This window comes from Curvibacter sp. Hmag1.1, from assembly GCF_059769165.1.
Genome location: NZ_JBMBGX010000002.1, coordinates 3,492,961 through 3,508,045, shown reverse-complemented (window position 1 = coordinate 3,508,045; position 15,085 = coordinate 3,492,961). Strand labels below are relative to the sequence as shown.

The following is a 15,085-nucleotide window of genomic DNA, read 5'->3' as shown; positions in this document are numbered from 1 at the left end:
TCGGACCCGGTAACCGGGCTGGAACAGTTTATGCATCGTGCTGCGGTGCACCATTTCAGTGTTTCACCGCTTTTTGAACCAGGAGTGAGCCATGCTAGACCGCACTGCAACCAAGTTCTCCCATGTCAAACCTGAGGACACGCAATTTGTGTCCGGGGGGCTGCGTGATTTTTTCCTGTACCGGGATCTGGGCATCGCCGAAGCCACGCACGGAAAAGTGATTGCGCACCTGGTCAAAGCCAATATGGCACCAGAAAAAGGCACCGGCTGGCACCGGCATGAGGCGGACTTTCAAATCGTCATCATGACCAAAGGCTGGGCGCGCTTCATGTACGAAGACAAAGAAACCCTGGTGCAAGCCGGCGATGTGATTCACCAGCGCCCCGGTATCCGCCACTACCTGTTCGACTATTCCCCGGACATGGAGTACCTGGAAATCGTGTCCCCGGCGGACTTCAAATCGATTGATGTGGAGCCGGTCTGCGAGATCCCTGCGCCAACCCCGTGGCCGGAGCAAAAGGCAGCCTGAAGACGCAGGGCGCCAAGACTTAAAACTCGGCGTCCAATTCGTCAATCTCGTCCGGCTCCGCCCGGGCGGCTTCCACCCACTCTTGCATGGCCGGCAAAGCCATCATGAGCTTGCAGTACGCGGCGGCCGGTTTGTCCAGCTTGACGTCATAGGTCATGAAGCGGGTGACCACCGGTGCATACATGGCGTCGGCAATGCAGGGTTGTTTGCCGAAGAGGTAGGGCCCGCCGTAGTTTTCCAGGCATTCTTTCCAGATGGCCAGCACCCGGTCAATATCGGCCTGCGCGCGGGACCAGACCTTGAAGTCAGGGAAATGCGCTTTGATGTTCATGGGCAATGCACCACGCATGGACGCAAAGCCGGAATGCATTTCACCACTGACCGCGCGGCAATGGGCTCGCGCTTTGATGTCGGCCGGCAACAGGCCGGCTTTGGGCTTGATTTCGTTTAGGTATTCACCGATGGCCAGGGTGTCCCACACTGTCACGCCGTTGTGCTGCAAGGTAGGCACCAGCATGCTGCTGGAGAGCAGCAGCATTTCGGCGCGCATGGCCGGATCGTCGGGGGAAATCACTTTTTCCGAGAAATCCAACCCCGCCAGCTTGGCCATCAGCCACCCGCGCAGGGCCCATGCACCGTAGTTTTTGCTGCTGATGGTAAGAATCGCTTTGGCCATGGTGCTGCTTTCGGGGTTGTCGGTGTACCCCATGCCGTGCAAGGGTTGTGCCAAGCACTGCAGCCATAGTCTGATCCGCGGTCTTGGCGCGCAAATTGCCTAGGAATGAACACAAGGCTTTTGCCGCACCAAGACAGGACTCTCATGCTGTACCAGGCCTACCAGAACCAAACCGACCTGAGCTCCCCCTTGCGCCTCATGGCCCAGGGCATGAGCGCCATGCTGTGGATGAACCAGACCGAGGGCAGCTGGCTGCGCAAAATGTCCGCCGGCATGGAGGTGATCTCGCGCATGCGCCTGACCCATTCGCGGCCCGACTACGGCATTGACTCTGTGACGGTGGACGACGAGGTCTACCCGATTGAAGAAGAAACGGTCTTGAGCCTGCCCTTCGGCAGCCTGCTGCACTTCCGCAAAACTGCGGCTCTGGCGGAACCTCAGCCCAAAGTGCTGCTGGTGCCCCCCCCCTGTCAGGCCACTTTGCCACCCTGCTGCGTGAAACTGCCCGCACCCTGCTGCAGCACCATGATGTTTACATCACCGACTGGCACAACGCCCGCGATGTGTCGCTGCGCCACGGCCCTTTCGGACTGGACGATTACATCGACCACATGATCCGTTTCACCCAGACGATTGGCCCCGGTGCTCACCTGGTGGCGGTGTGCCAACCCTGCGTGGCAGCGCTGGCTGCCACCGCCCTGATGGCCGAAGACGATGACCCGGCCCAGCCCCGTAGCCTCACGCTGATGGCCGGCCCGGTGGACTGCCGGGTGAACCCCACCGAGGTGAACAAGTTGGCGGTGAGCAAGCCGATTGACTGGTTTGAGAAGAACCTCATCAGCCACGTGCCCCTGCCCCACAAGGGCTATATGCGCCGCGTGTATCCCGGCTTTGTGCAGCTCAGCGCCTTCATGAGCATGAACCCGGAGCGGCACAAGCAGTCGTTCAAAGACCTGTACCAGCACCTGGTGAACGGCGATGTGGAAAAGGCCAATGTGATCCGCGTGTTTTACGACGAGTACCTGGCGGTGAATGATCTGCCGGCCGAGTTCTACCTTGAGACCGTGGAGAAGGTCTTCCAGACCTACGACTTACCGCTGGGCAAGCTCAGCTACCGCGGCAGGCTGGTCAACCCGGCGGCCATCCGACGCACCGCCTTGATGACGGTGGAGGGAGAGCGCGATGACATCTGTGCAGTGGGGCAGACCGTAGCTGCGCAAGACCTGTGCAGCAGCATTCGCCCCTATAAAAAAACACACCATGTGCAGACCGGTGTGGGGCACTATGGTGTGTTCAGTGGTCGCAAGTGGAACCAGCAAATCTACCCGCGGGTGCGGGAGATGATTCACGCCAGCGAAGGCTAAAGCATTGCCCCCACGCTCCGCCGCTGAGCGGGTCGCTGCCCCCCAAGGGGGCTAGGTCGCCTTGGGGCGGCCCGGCGGCGAGCTCTTACGTGTTCTCAGCTTCCGGCTTTTCAGCCTCGCCCTCGGGCCAGTCGCGGATGTAGGCCTTCAGCATCTTGTTTTCGAAGTTCTGGCTGTCCACCACGGCGCGGGCCACGTCGTAGAAGCTGATCACGCCTTGCAACATGCGGTTGTCGATGACCGGCATGTAGCGGGCGTGGCGCTCCAGCATCATGCGGCGCACTTCATCCATCTCGGTTTCCAGAGTGCAGGTCAGCGGGCCGGGGTCCATCGCGCGGTACACGCTGGTGCTGCCGAAGGTGCCACCGTTTTTGACAGCTGCTTGGATCACTTCGCGAAAAGTCAACATGCCCACTACCAAGCCATGTGACATCACGACCAACGAGCCGATATCTTTCTCCGCCATCAGCTGGGCCGCATCCGCCAGAGAGTCCTCCGGCGTGGTCGTGTAAAGCGTTCCGCCTTTTACGCGCAGGATATCGCTGACTTTCATGGGGACTTCCTCGTGACACTGGGGTTGAATTTGTATAGCAAATATAGCCCACAATGCGCGGGTTTCATCAAGGTTTCATCACTGGAGACACCTATGGCTGGTTACGCAGACCCCGGCTTCGACACCCTAGCGCTTCACGCAGGTGCCGCACCGGACCCCACCACCGGCGCGCGCGCGGTGCCCATCCACCTGAGTACCTCGTTTGTGTTCGAGTCCAGCGAGCATGCGCAGTCCCTCTTCAACCTGGAGCGCGCAGGCCACGTGTACAGCCGCATCAGCAACCCCACCAACGCAGTGCTCGAGCAACGGGTCGCCGCGCTGGAGTGCGGTATAGGCGCCATCACCACAGCCAGCGGCCAAGCCGCTCTCCACCTGGCCATTGCCACCCTCATGGGCGCGGGCGGGCACATTGTGTCGTCCAGCGCCTTGTATGGCGGCTCGCACAACCTGCTGCACTACACCTTGTCCCGCTTCGGCATTGAAACCACCTTTGTGAAGCCCGGTGATGTGGATGCCTGGCGCGCCGCGGTACGGCCCAACACGCGCCTGTTTTTCGGGGAAACCGTGGGCAACCCCGGCCTGGATGTGCTGGACACGCCCACCATCGCGCAAATTGCGCACGAGGCAGGTGTGCCGCTGCTGGTGGACTCCACCCTCACCTCGCCATGGCTGGTGCAGCCCTTCACTCAAGGGGCCGATCTGGTCTACCACTCGGCTACCAAATTCTTGAGCGGACATGGCACCGTGATTGGCGGCGTGGTGGTGGACGGTGGCAGCTTTGACTGGGCGCGCGCGTTCGAAGCGAGCGGCAAATTTGCAGAGTTGGCAGCGCCCTACGAGGGCTTTCACCAAATGAATTTCAGCGAGGAAAGTACCGTGGGCGCCTTTTTGCTTCGCGCGCGTCGCGAAGGCCTGCGCGACTTCGGCGCCTGCATGAGCCCGCACAGCGCCTGGCTGATTCTGCAAGGGATTGAGACCCTGAGCCTGCGCATGGCCCGTCACATCAGCAACACCGAAAAGGTGGTGCAGTTCCTGGCCAGCCAACCCTTTGTGAGCCGCGTCGGCCACCCGTTGCTGGAAAGCCACCCCAGCCACCAACTGGCGCAAAAGCTGCTGCCTAAAGGCGCAGGCTCTGTATTCAGCTTCGACCTCAAGGGCAACCGCGAGCAGGGCAAAAAGTTCATTGAAACCCTCAAAGTATTCAGCCACCTGGCCAATGTGGGCGACTGCCGCAGCTTGGTCATTCACCCGGCCAGCACCACCCACTTCCGCATGGGCGATGAGGCGCTGGCTGCGGGCGGCATCACGCAGGGCACGATCCGCCTGTCCGTCGGGCTGGAAGACGCGGATGACTTGATTGACGACCTCAAACGCGCGCTCAAAGCCGCAGAAAAGGCAGGTGCTTGATATGTGCCCCCACGCTCATCACTTCGTGTATTCGCTGCCCCCCATGGGGGCGCTGGCCTCCTTTGGGGCGGCCCGGCAGGAGGCCACATGCAACTACTAGTCAACGGCGCCAACACTTACTGCTACACGGGCGGCAAACCCTTCGATGCGGCCAAACCCACGGTGGTCTTTATCCACGGCGTGCTCAATGACCACAGCGTCTGGATTTTGCAAAGCCGCTACCTCGCCCACCACGGCTACAACGTGCTGGCCGTGGACCTGCCCGGCCACTGCCGCAGCGGCGGCGAAGCACCTGAGACTGTGGAGCAAGCCGCCGCTTTTATCGTGGCGATGTTGGATGCTGCGGGCATCGCCAAAGCCGCTCTGGTGGGCCACAGCTGGGGCTCGCTGATTGCGCTGGAGGCCGCCAGCCGGATGGGCGCACGCGCCACCCACCTGGTGCTGGTGGGCACGGCCTACCCGATGAAGGTATCCCCTGCCCTGCTGGAAACTTCACTCCATGAGCCGACGAAGGCGCTCACCATGATCAACGTGTTTTCGCGGAGCACGCTGGCAGCGCCCCCCTCAGCGCTGGGCCCGGGCACCTGGGTCTATGGCGCCAGCATGGCACTGGGCCGGCGGGTGCTGGCCAGTAACACAACGGCCAACGTGTTCCACCGCGGCTTCAAGGCTTGCGACAGCTACGCAGGTGGCGAGGCGGCCATGGCACAGGTGCTATGCCCGGTGCTGTTTGTGCTGGGTGATCAGGACCAGATGACATCGCCCAAAGCCGCGCAGACGTTGGTGCAAGCAGCCAAATCAGCAGGCGTGCGCACAGAGACCGTGCGGATCGCGGTAGGCCACCACCAGATGACCGAGGCGCCAGAGGAAACTCTGTCGGCCTTGCGACAGTTTTTGGGCAAACCCTAGGGCGCACCCTCTTGCCGGCCCGGCCGGCGCGGTAGAGCATGAGGGCTGCATTGACAACGGAGCCCCCATGCCAACCGACACATCCGTGGACCCCCGCAGTTTCCAGAGCTTTGCCGAGTTCTATCCGTTTTACTTGGGCGAGCACAGCAACACCACTTGCCGCCGCCTGCACTTTGTGGGCTCCACCCTCAGCTTGGCGTGCTTGGGCATGTTGATTGCTACGGGCAAGCCTCAATATTTTGTGTATGCGCTACTGTGCGGCTACGGCTTTGCGTGGCTGGGCCACTTCGGTTTTGAGAAAAACAAACCCGCCAGCTTCAAGCGCCCGCTCTACAGCCTGATGGGAGATTGGCGCATGTACGCAGATATCTGGACGGGGAAGATCAAGTTCTGACCTTGCTTTGAACATACGACTTTTGCGCCAACGATAGTTGTATCCAAGGTTTTCACAGCGCCTTGGCAGAAACTTGCCGATACAAATTCAAGTTCCGACGAAAGAGCCATGGAGCGATGATGACGCCATGACTTTATTGCCCAAAACTCTCATCACCGTTGCCACTATGGTGACCATCCTATTCACCAGCGGCTGCGCCAGTTTGTCTGCGCGCGACCGCAACACCATCACGGGTGCCGGAGTGGGTGCAGTCGCGGGGGCAATCCTCACTGGAGGCAGCAGCGTGGGAACCGTTGGTGGAGCAGCGGTAGGGGGCTATATCGGTAACCAAGTCCGCAAATAAGGATTTGACGCGACCTCAGTTCGAGGTCGCAGCACCACAATTGCTACTCTTTTTGTAGCGCTTCGCGCACAGTGGTCGTGCGCCAGCGGCCGATTTTCCATAAATTAGCGGTAATGGGCTCGGGGGCCAGCAGCAGGCGCTGCATCAAGGGTTCCAGCACTGTTTGATTCAAATCGGCCAACAGCACGTAGCGGGCCTGTCCATCGCGGTCATTGGTCTCTTGCAATTGGCCGACCCAATCCAGCTCCTGCAGGGTCTGCAGCACCGGCTCCAGGCGTTGTGAATCCACTTGCAGGGCCAAGCGCAGGGTCGACAAGATCTGCCCGCGGTCTTCGGCGCGTTTAGCAGCATCGAGCATGTGCAGCACTTCCAGCGCCAACTGAAACTGCCAGCCGTGGCCCAGTTTGCGGCGCGGCACACCCGCCAACAGGCTGGGCAGGTAGGCAGTAAGCGCGGCACCCAACAGCACAATGACCCAGGCGATATAGATCCAGATCAGCAAAATCGGCACGGTGGCAAATGCGCCGTATACCGCCGAGTAGGTAGGCACCTTGCTAAGGTACAGCGCCAACCCCTTGCGCGCCAGCTCCATGCCAGTAGACACAAACAGGCCACCCATCCACGCATGTCCCCAGCGCACATGGGTGTTGGGCACGTAATGAAACATGGCCGCCGTGCCAGCTGCCACCAGCACGAACTGCAAGCTGTCGAGCAACAGGGTCAGCCCGCCGGGCAAGCCACCCACCACACCTTTGGACGCGGTGATGGCATACGAGGTGATAGACAAGCTGGCCCCCAGCAACAAAGGCCCCAGGGTCACTGCGGCCCAGTAGATGAGCACCCGCTGCCCGAAGGGCCTGCGCTTCTTCACGCGCCAGATGCTGTTGAGCGTACGGTCTATGGTGAAGATCAGCGCGAGCGCGGTGCCTAAGAGGATGGTCAGGCCGGCCACGCCGAGGCGGCTGGCTTTGCCGGCAAACTGGTTCAAGTAGCCCAGCACTTGGCGGGCGATGTTGTCGGGCACCAGGCTCTCGATCAGCCACTTTTGCAGCACGTCCTGAAACTTGGCAAACATCGGGAAGGCGGTAAACACCGCCAGTGCCACGGTAATGAGGGGCACCAGTGCGATGGTGGTGGTAAAGGTCAGGCTGCTGGCAGTGAGACCCAGGCGGTCTTCGCGGAAGCGCTCGCGCAGGGTGATGGCAGCGTCCCGCCAGGGGATGCTGGCAATGTCCCGCAACCAGGAAGTCAAAAGGGGTTTGGCTTGCATGGCCCGCATCATGCCACCGCCGCAATCCAGCGGGTGTGTCGGGCTGTAAGCCTCAGCGCTCCAACATCACCGGATGGTTCTTCCAGCGCAGGAAGCTGGCCCGAAGAATCTCATCCAGCACCCCGGTTTTTTTCAGGATAGCCAAGCGCGCATCGATCTGCTCGAGCTTATCGGCGCACTTGCCGTTGCGGGTCAGGGCGAGGTAATTGGGAGTGTCCACCAGAAACGGTTCTTTGGCCACGAAGTTGGCCTCATCCCCGCGCTTGAGGATCAGGGCCATGCCGGTGTAGTAGCCGGTAATGAAGTAGTCCGCCCGCCCCAGCAACATCAGGCTGAAGCTGGCATCGGGCCGGTTGACCTCCTGCACGTTGAGCTTCTCTTTGATGTATTCGTCCAAGCCGTTGCCAAACACATTCCCACGGGCCATGGCACCCCGCATGCCGATCAGGTCCGCCTTGTCGCGGTAGACCAGCGGCAGGTCCTTGGAGGTGAATGCGGCCACCGGGTTTTGGAGCGCAATGGTTTTGGGGTAGAGCAAAAAGGTTTCGCGCTCGGGCGTTTTTTTCAAGGTGACCACCATGTCCACCTCGCCACGCTCAGCCAGCGCCATCACCCTCGGAAAGGGGCCCACGCTGCGGATCTCAAAGTCGATCTTCAGATCACCAAGGACGCGCTTGGCGATCTCGATGCTGGCGCCTTGCAGCGTTTCGCCGTCATACCAATGCAGAGGCGGATAAGCGGGGTCTGATGTCACCACCATGCGGGTGCACTGGGACTGTGCCAAGAAACTGCACGTCACCAACCAGACCGCCAGCAAGCCTTGTGCGACTTTTCGCCAGATCATGTAATCCCTTTGTCCCACTGGGGACACATCGCACAGTAATCGCGCAGGACGGCCTTGGCAATAGGGCAATCCGCGGGAAAGCTTAGATCAAGCCCCCTATTCAGACCCATTCAGCCGTTTGGCTTAAGCTACGCGGCTATCCATAAACCGGCGCCCACCCCGTGCAAGCTGCTACCCCCGCCTCCTCTGTTGTCATCGCCCGCTGGGCAGCCGTCATCAGCCTGATTGCGCTGATTCTTCTGGGCCTGGTGTGGGAGCTGTGGTTGGCCCCCACCGGCCGCGGGACGCTGGCCCTGAAGGTATTGCCCCTGTGCATACCGCTGGCCGGCCTGCTCAAGAGCCGCATGTACACCTACCGCTGGCTCAGCCTGATGGTGTGGCTGTACTTCACCGAAGGCGTGGTCCGCGCCTGGAGTGACAAGCCGCCAGGCAACTGGCTGGCGCTGCTGGAAGTGCTGCTGTGTATCGTGCTGTTTGTGGCTTGCACCTTCCATATCCGCCTGCGCCTGAAGCACGCCAAGGCGCTCCCTGCCAACCCCGAAGAACCCACCACCCGCCCTGCCCCATGATGGACATCGAAGCCCTGCGCGCCACGCTGCGCACCCTTGTCGGTGAAGCCTATGTACTCACCGACGGCGACCTCACTGCTTACGAACAAGATTGGCGCAAACGCGAGCGCGGCCGCGCCTTGGCCGTGGTCCGCCCCGGCACGACCGAAGAAGTAGCCGCAGTGGTCAAAGCCTGTGCAGCGGCCGGCGTGAGCCTGGTGCCTCAGGGTGGCAACACCGGCATGGTGGTGGGCTCCATCCCCGATGCGTCGGGCACCCAGGTACTGCTGAGCCTGCAGCGCTTGAACCGCATCCGCGCCATCGATGCTGCCAACCTGACCGTGACGGTAGAGGCCGGCTGCGTGCTGCAGACGCTGCAAGAGGCGTGTGAAAAAGAAGGCTTCTTGTTCCCTTTGAGCCTGGCCGCTGAAGGCAGTTGCACCATTGGCGGCAACCTGGCCACCAATGCGGGCGGCACGCAGGTCGTGCGCTATGGCAACACGCGCGAGCTGTGCCTGGGCCTGGAGGTAGTGACGGCGCAGGGCGAGGTCTGGAGCGGCCTGACAGGCCTGCGCAAAGACAACACCGGCTACGACCTGCGCCACCTGTTCATCGGCTCCGAGGGCACGCTGGGCGTGATCACCGCAGCCACCTTGCGCATGTACCCCCTGCCCGCGGCCCAACTCACCGCCTTTGCCGCCGTGCCCTCGCTGGACGCGGCCGTGCAACTGCTGGGGCTGGCGCACCAGCACCTGAACGCCGGCCTGACCGGCTTTGAGGTGATGGGGGACTTTGCGTTGAGCCTGGTGCGCAAACACTTTCCGCAGCAAAACGTGCCGTTTGGCGGACTCAGCCCGTACTGCGTTGTTTTGGAGAATTCCGACCACGAGTCTGAAAGCCACGCGCGTGAGCAATTCGAGCGGTTGCTGGAGGCCGCATTGGACCAAGGCTGCGTACTCGACGCCGTGGTGGCAGAAAACATTGCCCAAGCCCGCGCGCTGTGGCACATCCGCGAAAGCATCCCTCTGGCGCAAGCCCAGGAAGGACTCAACATCAAGCACGACATATCGATTGCCGTGTCGCGCATTCCGGCCTTTGTGACCGAAGTGGATGCGTCGCTGGAGCAGTACTTCCCCGGTGTGCGCTTGGTCAATTACGGCCACTTGGGCGACGGCAACTTGCACTACAACGTGCAGGCCCCGGACGGCGCAGATGCAGAAGCCTTTTTGCGCGACCAGGAAGGCCCCATCAACACACTCGTGTACGAGGTGGTGGACCGTTTCAATGGCTCCATATCCGCCGAGCACGGTATCGGCAGCCTGAAGCGCGAGAAGCTGGCGCACCACAAATCGCCAGTCGCCTTGAACGCCATGCGGGCCATCAAGGGCGCGCTGGATCCGAAAAATCTCATGAATCCAGGCAGAGTGCTATCAATTGAGTAGCTGCTCGCACATATTCCATCGGCAATAGGGGCCTGTTTTATATAGACTCAGGCCGACTCCTCTTCATTTTTCAGGATCCCGTCGTGGCACACATCATTCTTCTGGCCATCGTCTATCTGTCCTTCATCAGCTTGGGGCTGCCGGACGGCATTCTGGGCGTGGCCTGGCCGGCCATCCGTGCGGACATGGGCCAGCCGTTGGCGGCAGTGGGCGCCATCACCATCACCATGACGATTTGTTCGGCCACGGCGAGCTTCTTTGCGGGGCCGATTGCCAAACGCATGGGCACTGGTGCCGTGGTGGCCAGCAGCTGCCTGATGACAGCGCTGGCGCTATTGGGCTTCTCGGTGGCCCCTTCTTTCGGTTGGCTGGTTGCACTTGCGGTGCCACTGGGCTTGGGTGCTGGCGCTGTGGACGCCAGCTTGAACCACTTTGTGGCGGCGCACTACTCCTCCCGCCACATGAACTGGCTGCACGGTTTCTGGGGCGTGGGCGCCACCACTGGCCCGCTGATCATGGGCCTGGCACTGGCCAGCACCGGAGGCTGGGCGCTGGGTGTACGCAGCATCGGCCTGATGCAACTGACTCTGGCTGTCGTACTCTGGGCGACCTTGTCACTCTGGGCCAAAGAGCACTCCAAACCACCTGCCGGTGAAGACGCCCATGGAGAGGCGGCCTTCCAACCCGTACGCCCGCTGGCCACCTGGTTGGCCCCTACCTTGTTCTTGTTTTACGTGGCAGCGGAGATGGGTACCGGCCTGTGGGCGGCCAGTATTCTGGTGACCGACCGGGGCCTCACGCAGGCGCAAGCAGGCATTTGGGTGTCTGTGTATTTCGGCTCCATCACCGCAGGGCGATTTGCAGTGGGGCTGATTGCCAACCGCTTGGGTAACCGCAAATTGGTGCGGCTGGGCATTGCAGTGGCTGCGCTGGGCGCTCTGGTGTTTGCCCTGCCCGGTGTATTCGGCAGCGCCGCCAGCTTCGGGCTGGTGCTTATGGGCTTGGGCTGTGCGCCGGTGTTTCCGTCGCTGATGCACGAAACCGCGCGCCGCTTTCCGGAAGACGTGGCCCGCACCGTCATCGGCCGGCAAATGACCTTTGCCTATGCCGGTGGCTCGGTCATTCCCGCCGGCTTCGGGCTACTGGCGACCTGGGCCGGGTTGGGCGCGGTGATGCCGGTGGTGGTGGTCATCCTGCTGGCGCTGCTGGCACTGGCGGTAGCGCTGGACCGGATGACCTGACCCGATCAGCATCGATCAGGTACGGGCCAGCTTGCGGGCCAGCTGCTCGAGCCGGCCTTTGTAGCTCTCGGCATCAAACGGACGACGGGCGCTGCCGCTGTCCACCGCGGCTTGCGCCACGCGCAAGGACACGGTTTGCAGCAGGCGTTTGTCCAGCAAGGTGGGCAGCAGCTTGTCTTTGCTGAAGGCAGCGTCTTCACGCGCCAAATCCGCCAGCGCCAGCACGGCGGCTTTCTTCATGTCTTCATTGATCTGCGGGGCACCCACGTCCAGCGCGGCGCGGAACAGGTAGGGGAAGCACAGCGCGTTGTTCACCTGGTTGGGGTAGTCCGAGCGGCCGGTGGCGGTGATGGCATCGCGCGAGGCGGCAATCACCAGCTCGGGGCGGATTTCGGGCTCGGGGTTGGCCAGCGCAAACACCACCGGCTTGGCGGCCATGCTGCGCACCATGTCCTGGTTCACCACGCCGGGGCCCGAGAGGCCCAGGAACACGTCGGCACCCGCCAGCGCATCGGCCAGTGTGCGGGCGGCGGTGTCACGGGCCCAGGCGGCTTTCTCGCCGTCGTCACCCTTGGCACCACGGCCGGTGTAGATCACGCCCTTGGAGTCGCATACGGTGATATGGGACTTTTTGGCGCCCAGGCTCGCCAGCAGCTCCAGACAGGCGTTGGCCGCCGCGCCCGCACCGTTGCACACCAACGTGACCGCATCCAGCGACTTGCCTTGCAAGTGCAGCGCATTGATCAGGCCGGCGGCCACCACGATGGCGGTGCCGTGCTGGTCGTCATGGAACACGGGGATGGACAAGCGGGCCCGCAGAGCACGCTCGATCTCAAAGCACTCGGGCGCCTTGATGTCTTCCAGGTTCATGCCACCAAACGTGGGGTGCAGGCTGGCAATGGTGTTGATGAGTTTTTGCGGATCGGTCTCGTCAATTTCGATGTCAAACGCGTCGATGCCGGCAAAGCGCTTGAACAGCACGGCCTTGCCTTCCATCACCGGCTTGCCCGCCAGCGCGCCGATATTGCCCAGGCCCAGTACGGCGGTGCCGTTGGTGATGACGGCCACCAGGTTGCCCTTGGCGGTGTACTCGTAGGCCAGTGCCGGGTCGCGCTCAATCTCCAGGCATGGTACGGCCACGCCGGGCGAGTAGGCCAGTGACAGGTCGTCTTGGCTGCCCACGGGCTTGGTCACATGGATTTCAATCTTGCCGCCGATATCATCCGAGTGCCGTGCGCGGTGGTAGGCCAGCGCGGCTTCATGCAGGCTGACGCTGCCGTCGGCGCCCACGAATTGCTGTTGTTGTTCGGAACCTGTGGCCTGGGCGGCCGCCATCTGGGGTGCGGAGGTAGACATGCGTGAAATGCGTTTCTGCAGGGATTGCGATAGGCCGGGTCCGGCGGAGCGCCAGATTCTGCGCGCGTTGTTGCCGCACAGCCAGCGAAAATTGCCCGAATTCCATGCGGAAATGTGTTCACCACATGCGCGCACGGCATACCCCTGACGGACCTACAATTTCAGCCATGACCAGCCCCACCACCCTCTGCCCTGTGCGCAGCCAGTACGAAGACTTCATGCGCCACGTGCACACCACGGGCGTTTTCAAATCCGACCGCACCGGCACCGGTACGAAAAGCGTGTTCGGTTACCAGATGCGCTTTGACCTTAACGAGGGCTTCCCGCTGGTCACGACCAAGAAAGTGCACCTGCGCTCCATCATTCAGGAGCTGCTGTGGTTCCTGACCGGGTCGAGTAACAACAACTGGCTCAAAGAGCGCGGCGTCACCATCTGGGACGAATGGGCGAATCCTGAGACCGGTGACTTGGGCCCGGTCTACGGTGTGCAGTGGCGCAGCTGGCCCACGCCGGACGGCGGCCACATCGACCAGATTGCGGATGTCATCAAGACGCTCAAAAGCAACCCCGACAGCCGCCGCATCATCGTGAGCGCCTGGAACGTGGCGGAGTTGAGCAAGATGGCCCTGATGCCATGCCACGCCTTCTTCCAGTTCTATGTGGCGCCGGCCACCGAACCGGGTGGCAAAGGCCGCTTGAGCTGCCAGCTTTACCAGCGCAGTGCGGACATCTTTTTGGGTGTGCCATTCAACATTGCCAGCTACGCCCTGCTTACCCACATGGTGGCGCAGCAGTGCGACCTGGACGTGGGCGACTTCATCTGGACCGGTGGCGACTGCCACATCTACAGCAACCACACCGAGCAGGTGGAGCTGCAGCTGAGCCGCGCGCCCATGGCCTACCCCACGCTCAACATCAAACGCAAGCCGGAGAGCATCTTCGACTACCAGTTTGAAGACTTTGAAGTGTTGGGCTACGAGTGCCACCCCGCCATCAAGGCACCGGTTGCGGTGTGATGGCAGGCACGATGAGTACAAGCATCCGAGGCCCCCGCCTTCACCTTATTTACGCCCGCGCCGCCAACGGCGTGATCGGCATCCACGGCACCCTGCCCTGGCATTTGCCCGAAGACCTGGCCCACTTCAAGCGGACTACGCTGGGCTGCCCGGTCATCATGGGCCGCAAGACCTGGGACTCGCTACCACCGAAGTTCCGTCCCCTGCCCGGCCGCGCCAACATCGTGGTGACACGCCAACCGGATTGGAGTGAAACCGGTGCCCAGCGCGCATCCGAACTGCGCGAGGCGCTACAACTTTGTGAGCAGGCAACCGATGTCTGGGTCATCGGTGGTGCGCAGCTCTACGCCCTGGCGGAGCCTGTAGCGCACACGGCGGTGGTTACCGAGATAGAGAAAGACTTTGAAGGTGACGCCTTCGCCCCCACCTTGGGCGAAGCGTGGCAGGAGACTGCCCGCGAGCGCCATGTGGCAGCCAGCGGGCTGCCTTTCAGTTTTGTAACTTACACACGCAGTTAAGGAGATTCGCACATGTCAGGCGGAGGCTTTCACGTCCACGGACCCCACGACCACGAGCTGGAGCACGCCACCCAAGGAGGACATGGGGGCGGCCACGGCGGTGAGCACGGAGGCCACAGCGGCGGCATGATCAACCAGATCGCCATGTTCACGGCCATCATCGCCACCGTGGGCGCCATCTTTGCCTACATGGGCGGCGCCACCCAGGCCAATGCCGGCCTCTACAAAAACAACGCGGCCTTGAAAAAGACCGAAGCCTCCAACCAGTGGAATTTTTTTCAGGCCAAGAGCACCAAACAGTCCCTGGCCGAACTGGCCCGCGACCTGACCGCCAAGCCGGAAGACAAGACCAAATACCAGGCCAAGATTGACCGTTACGAAGGCGAAAAGGCCGAGATCAAAACCAAGGCCGAAGCCTTGGAAGCCGAGGCCACCGAGTGGGACCACCGGAGCGATGAGCAAATGCACCAGCACCACCGCTGGGCGCAAGCCACCACCGTGCTGCAGGTCGCCATTGCACTGGCCGCCATTGCGCTGCTGACCAAGAAGAAGTGGCTGGAGTGGGCCATGTTCGGCGTGGGCGGCGTGGGTGTTGCCGTGGGCGCACTGGCTGCGCTACATATTTAGGAGCTGCTTGCGCAGATCAGACGGGCGCTAGCGCCCGTTTTTATTTGG

Annotated in this window: 16 protein-coding genes and 1 pseudogene; 12 read left to right on the top strand and 5 right to left on the bottom strand. The window is 61.9% G+C overall.

The window, feature by feature from the left end; all coding sequences use genetic code 11:
- The first annotated feature begins 91 nt into the window (after positions 1–91).
- Positions 92–529 carry a cupin domain-containing protein gene (locus ACOAP0_RS17025; protein ID WP_087497003.1) on the top strand — a complete coding sequence of 146 codons (438 nt, stop codon included), beginning with the start codon at positions 92–94 and terminating at the stop codon, positions 527–529.
- Between the two features lie 19 nt (positions 530–548).
- Here the strand turns inward: ACOAP0_RS17025 and ACOAP0_RS17020 are convergent, their stop codons facing one another.
- Positions 549–1,205, bottom strand: a complete 657-nt coding sequence (locus ACOAP0_RS17020; protein ID WP_498377799.1) for a glutathione S-transferase — start codon at positions 1,203–1,205, stop codon at positions 549–551.
- A 144-nt stretch (positions 1,206–1,349) separates the two neighbouring features.
- Between ACOAP0_RS17020 and ACOAP0_RS17015 the strand changes: the two are divergent.
- Positions 1,350–2,569, top strand: a pseudogene (locus tag ACOAP0_RS17015) (polyhydroxyalkanoate depolymerase).
- An 85-nt stretch (positions 2,570–2,654) separates the two neighbouring features.
- On the opposite strand, the gene ACOAP0_RS17010 reads toward ACOAP0_RS17015, so the two are convergent.
- Positions 2,655–3,122: a CBS domain-containing protein gene (locus tag ACOAP0_RS17010; protein WP_322561987.1), complete on the bottom strand. Its 468-nt coding sequence runs from the start codon at positions 3,120–3,122 to the stop codon at positions 2,655–2,657.
- Between the two features lie 93 nt (positions 3,123–3,215).
- Here ACOAP0_RS17010 and ACOAP0_RS17005 point away from each other — a divergent pair, with 93 nt between their 5' ends.
- From ACOAP0_RS17005 to ACOAP0_RS16990, 4 genes are all read left to right on the top strand, one after another.
- Positions 3,216–4,529, top strand: coding sequence for an O-acetylhomoserine aminocarboxypropyltransferase (locus ACOAP0_RS17005; protein ID WP_498377391.1), 1,314 nt, complete (start codon positions 3,216–3,218; stop codon positions 4,527–4,529).
- A gap of 87 nt (positions 4,530–4,616) precedes the next feature.
- Complete coding sequence (locus tag ACOAP0_RS17000; RefSeq protein ID WP_498377390.1) at positions 4,617–5,438, top strand: alpha/beta fold hydrolase; 822 nt, start codon at positions 4,617–4,619, stop codon at positions 5,436–5,438.
- Positions 5,439–5,505: 67 nt separating this feature from the next.
- A complete protein-coding gene (locus tag ACOAP0_RS16995; protein ID WP_498377388.1) occupies positions 5,506–5,832 on the top strand; it encodes an Mpo1-like protein in 327 nt (108 codons plus the stop codon).
- A 127-nt stretch (positions 5,833–5,959) separates the two neighbouring features.
- Positions 5,960–6,175: a YMGG-like glycine zipper-containing protein gene (locus tag ACOAP0_RS16990; RefSeq protein ID WP_498377387.1), complete on the top strand. Its 216-nt coding sequence runs from the start codon at positions 5,960–5,962 to the stop codon at positions 6,173–6,175.
- A 43-nt stretch (positions 6,176–6,218) separates the two neighbouring features.
- Here the strand turns inward: ACOAP0_RS16990 and ACOAP0_RS16985 are convergent, their stop codons facing one another.
- Together ACOAP0_RS16985 and ACOAP0_RS16980 are read right to left on the bottom strand one after the other, a co-directional pair.
- On the bottom strand, positions 6,219–7,445 hold the full coding sequence (locus ACOAP0_RS16985) for a YihY family inner membrane protein (protein ID WP_498377386.1): 1,227 nt from the start codon (positions 7,443–7,445) through the stop codon (positions 6,219–6,221).
- A 52-nt stretch (positions 7,446–7,497) separates the two neighbouring features.
- The gene (locus tag ACOAP0_RS16980) at positions 7,498–8,289 is read right to left on the bottom strand and encodes a substrate-binding periplasmic protein (RefSeq protein WP_498377385.1); all 792 of its coding nucleotides are present in this window, start codon (positions 8,287–8,289) and stop codon (positions 7,498–7,500) included.
- Between the two features lie 161 nt (positions 8,290–8,450).
- Between ACOAP0_RS16980 and ACOAP0_RS16975 the strand changes: the two genes are divergently transcribed.
- The 3 genes from ACOAP0_RS16975 (at position 8,451) to ACOAP0_RS16965 (ending at position 11,520) form a co-directional block, all read left to right on the top strand.
- Positions 8,451–8,858: a DUF2069 domain-containing protein gene (locus ACOAP0_RS16975; RefSeq protein WP_313866127.1), complete on the top strand. Its 408-nt coding sequence runs from the start codon at positions 8,451–8,453 to the stop codon at positions 8,856–8,858.
- Positions 8,855–10,279: an FAD-binding oxidoreductase gene (locus ACOAP0_RS16970; RefSeq protein ID WP_498377384.1), complete on the top strand. Its 1,425-nt coding sequence runs from the start codon at positions 8,855–8,857 to the stop codon at positions 10,277–10,279. The genes ACOAP0_RS16975 and ACOAP0_RS16970 overlap by 4 nt, the downstream gene beginning before the upstream one ends.
- 83 nt (positions 10,280–10,362) lie before the next feature.
- Positions 10,363–11,520, top strand: a complete 1,158-nt coding sequence (locus ACOAP0_RS16965) for an MFS transporter (RefSeq protein ID WP_498377383.1) — start codon at positions 10,363–10,365, stop codon at positions 11,518–11,520.
- A 15-nt stretch (positions 11,521–11,535) separates the two neighbouring features.
- Here the strand turns inward: ACOAP0_RS16965 and ACOAP0_RS16960 are convergent, their stop codons facing one another.
- The gene (locus ACOAP0_RS16960) at positions 11,536–12,876 is read right to left on the bottom strand and encodes a malic enzyme-like NAD(P)-binding protein (protein WP_498377382.1); all 1,341 of its coding nucleotides are present in this window, start codon (positions 12,874–12,876) and stop codon (positions 11,536–11,538) included.
- A gap of 167 nt (positions 12,877–13,043) precedes the next feature.
- Here ACOAP0_RS16960 and ACOAP0_RS16955 point away from each other — a divergent pair, with 167 nt between their 5' ends.
- From ACOAP0_RS16955 to ACOAP0_RS16945, 3 genes are read left to right on the top strand one after another with little or no spacing between them, the layout of a single operon-like run.
- Positions 13,044–13,892 (top strand): thymidylate synthase, encoded by an 849-nt coding sequence (locus tag ACOAP0_RS16955; protein WP_498377381.1) that lies wholly within the window; start codon positions 13,044–13,046, stop codon positions 13,890–13,892.
- Between the two features lie 11 nt (positions 13,893–13,903).
- Positions 13,904–14,410, top strand: coding sequence for a dihydrofolate reductase (locus ACOAP0_RS16950; protein ID WP_498377380.1), 507 nt, complete (start codon positions 13,904–13,906; stop codon positions 14,408–14,410).
- A 12-nt stretch (positions 14,411–14,422) separates the two neighbouring features.
- Positions 14,423–15,037: a DUF4337 domain-containing protein gene (locus ACOAP0_RS16945; RefSeq protein ID WP_498377379.1), complete on the top strand. Its 615-nt coding sequence runs from the start codon at positions 14,423–14,425 to the stop codon at positions 15,035–15,037.
- The last annotated feature ends 48 nt before the right edge of the window (positions 15,038–15,085 follow it).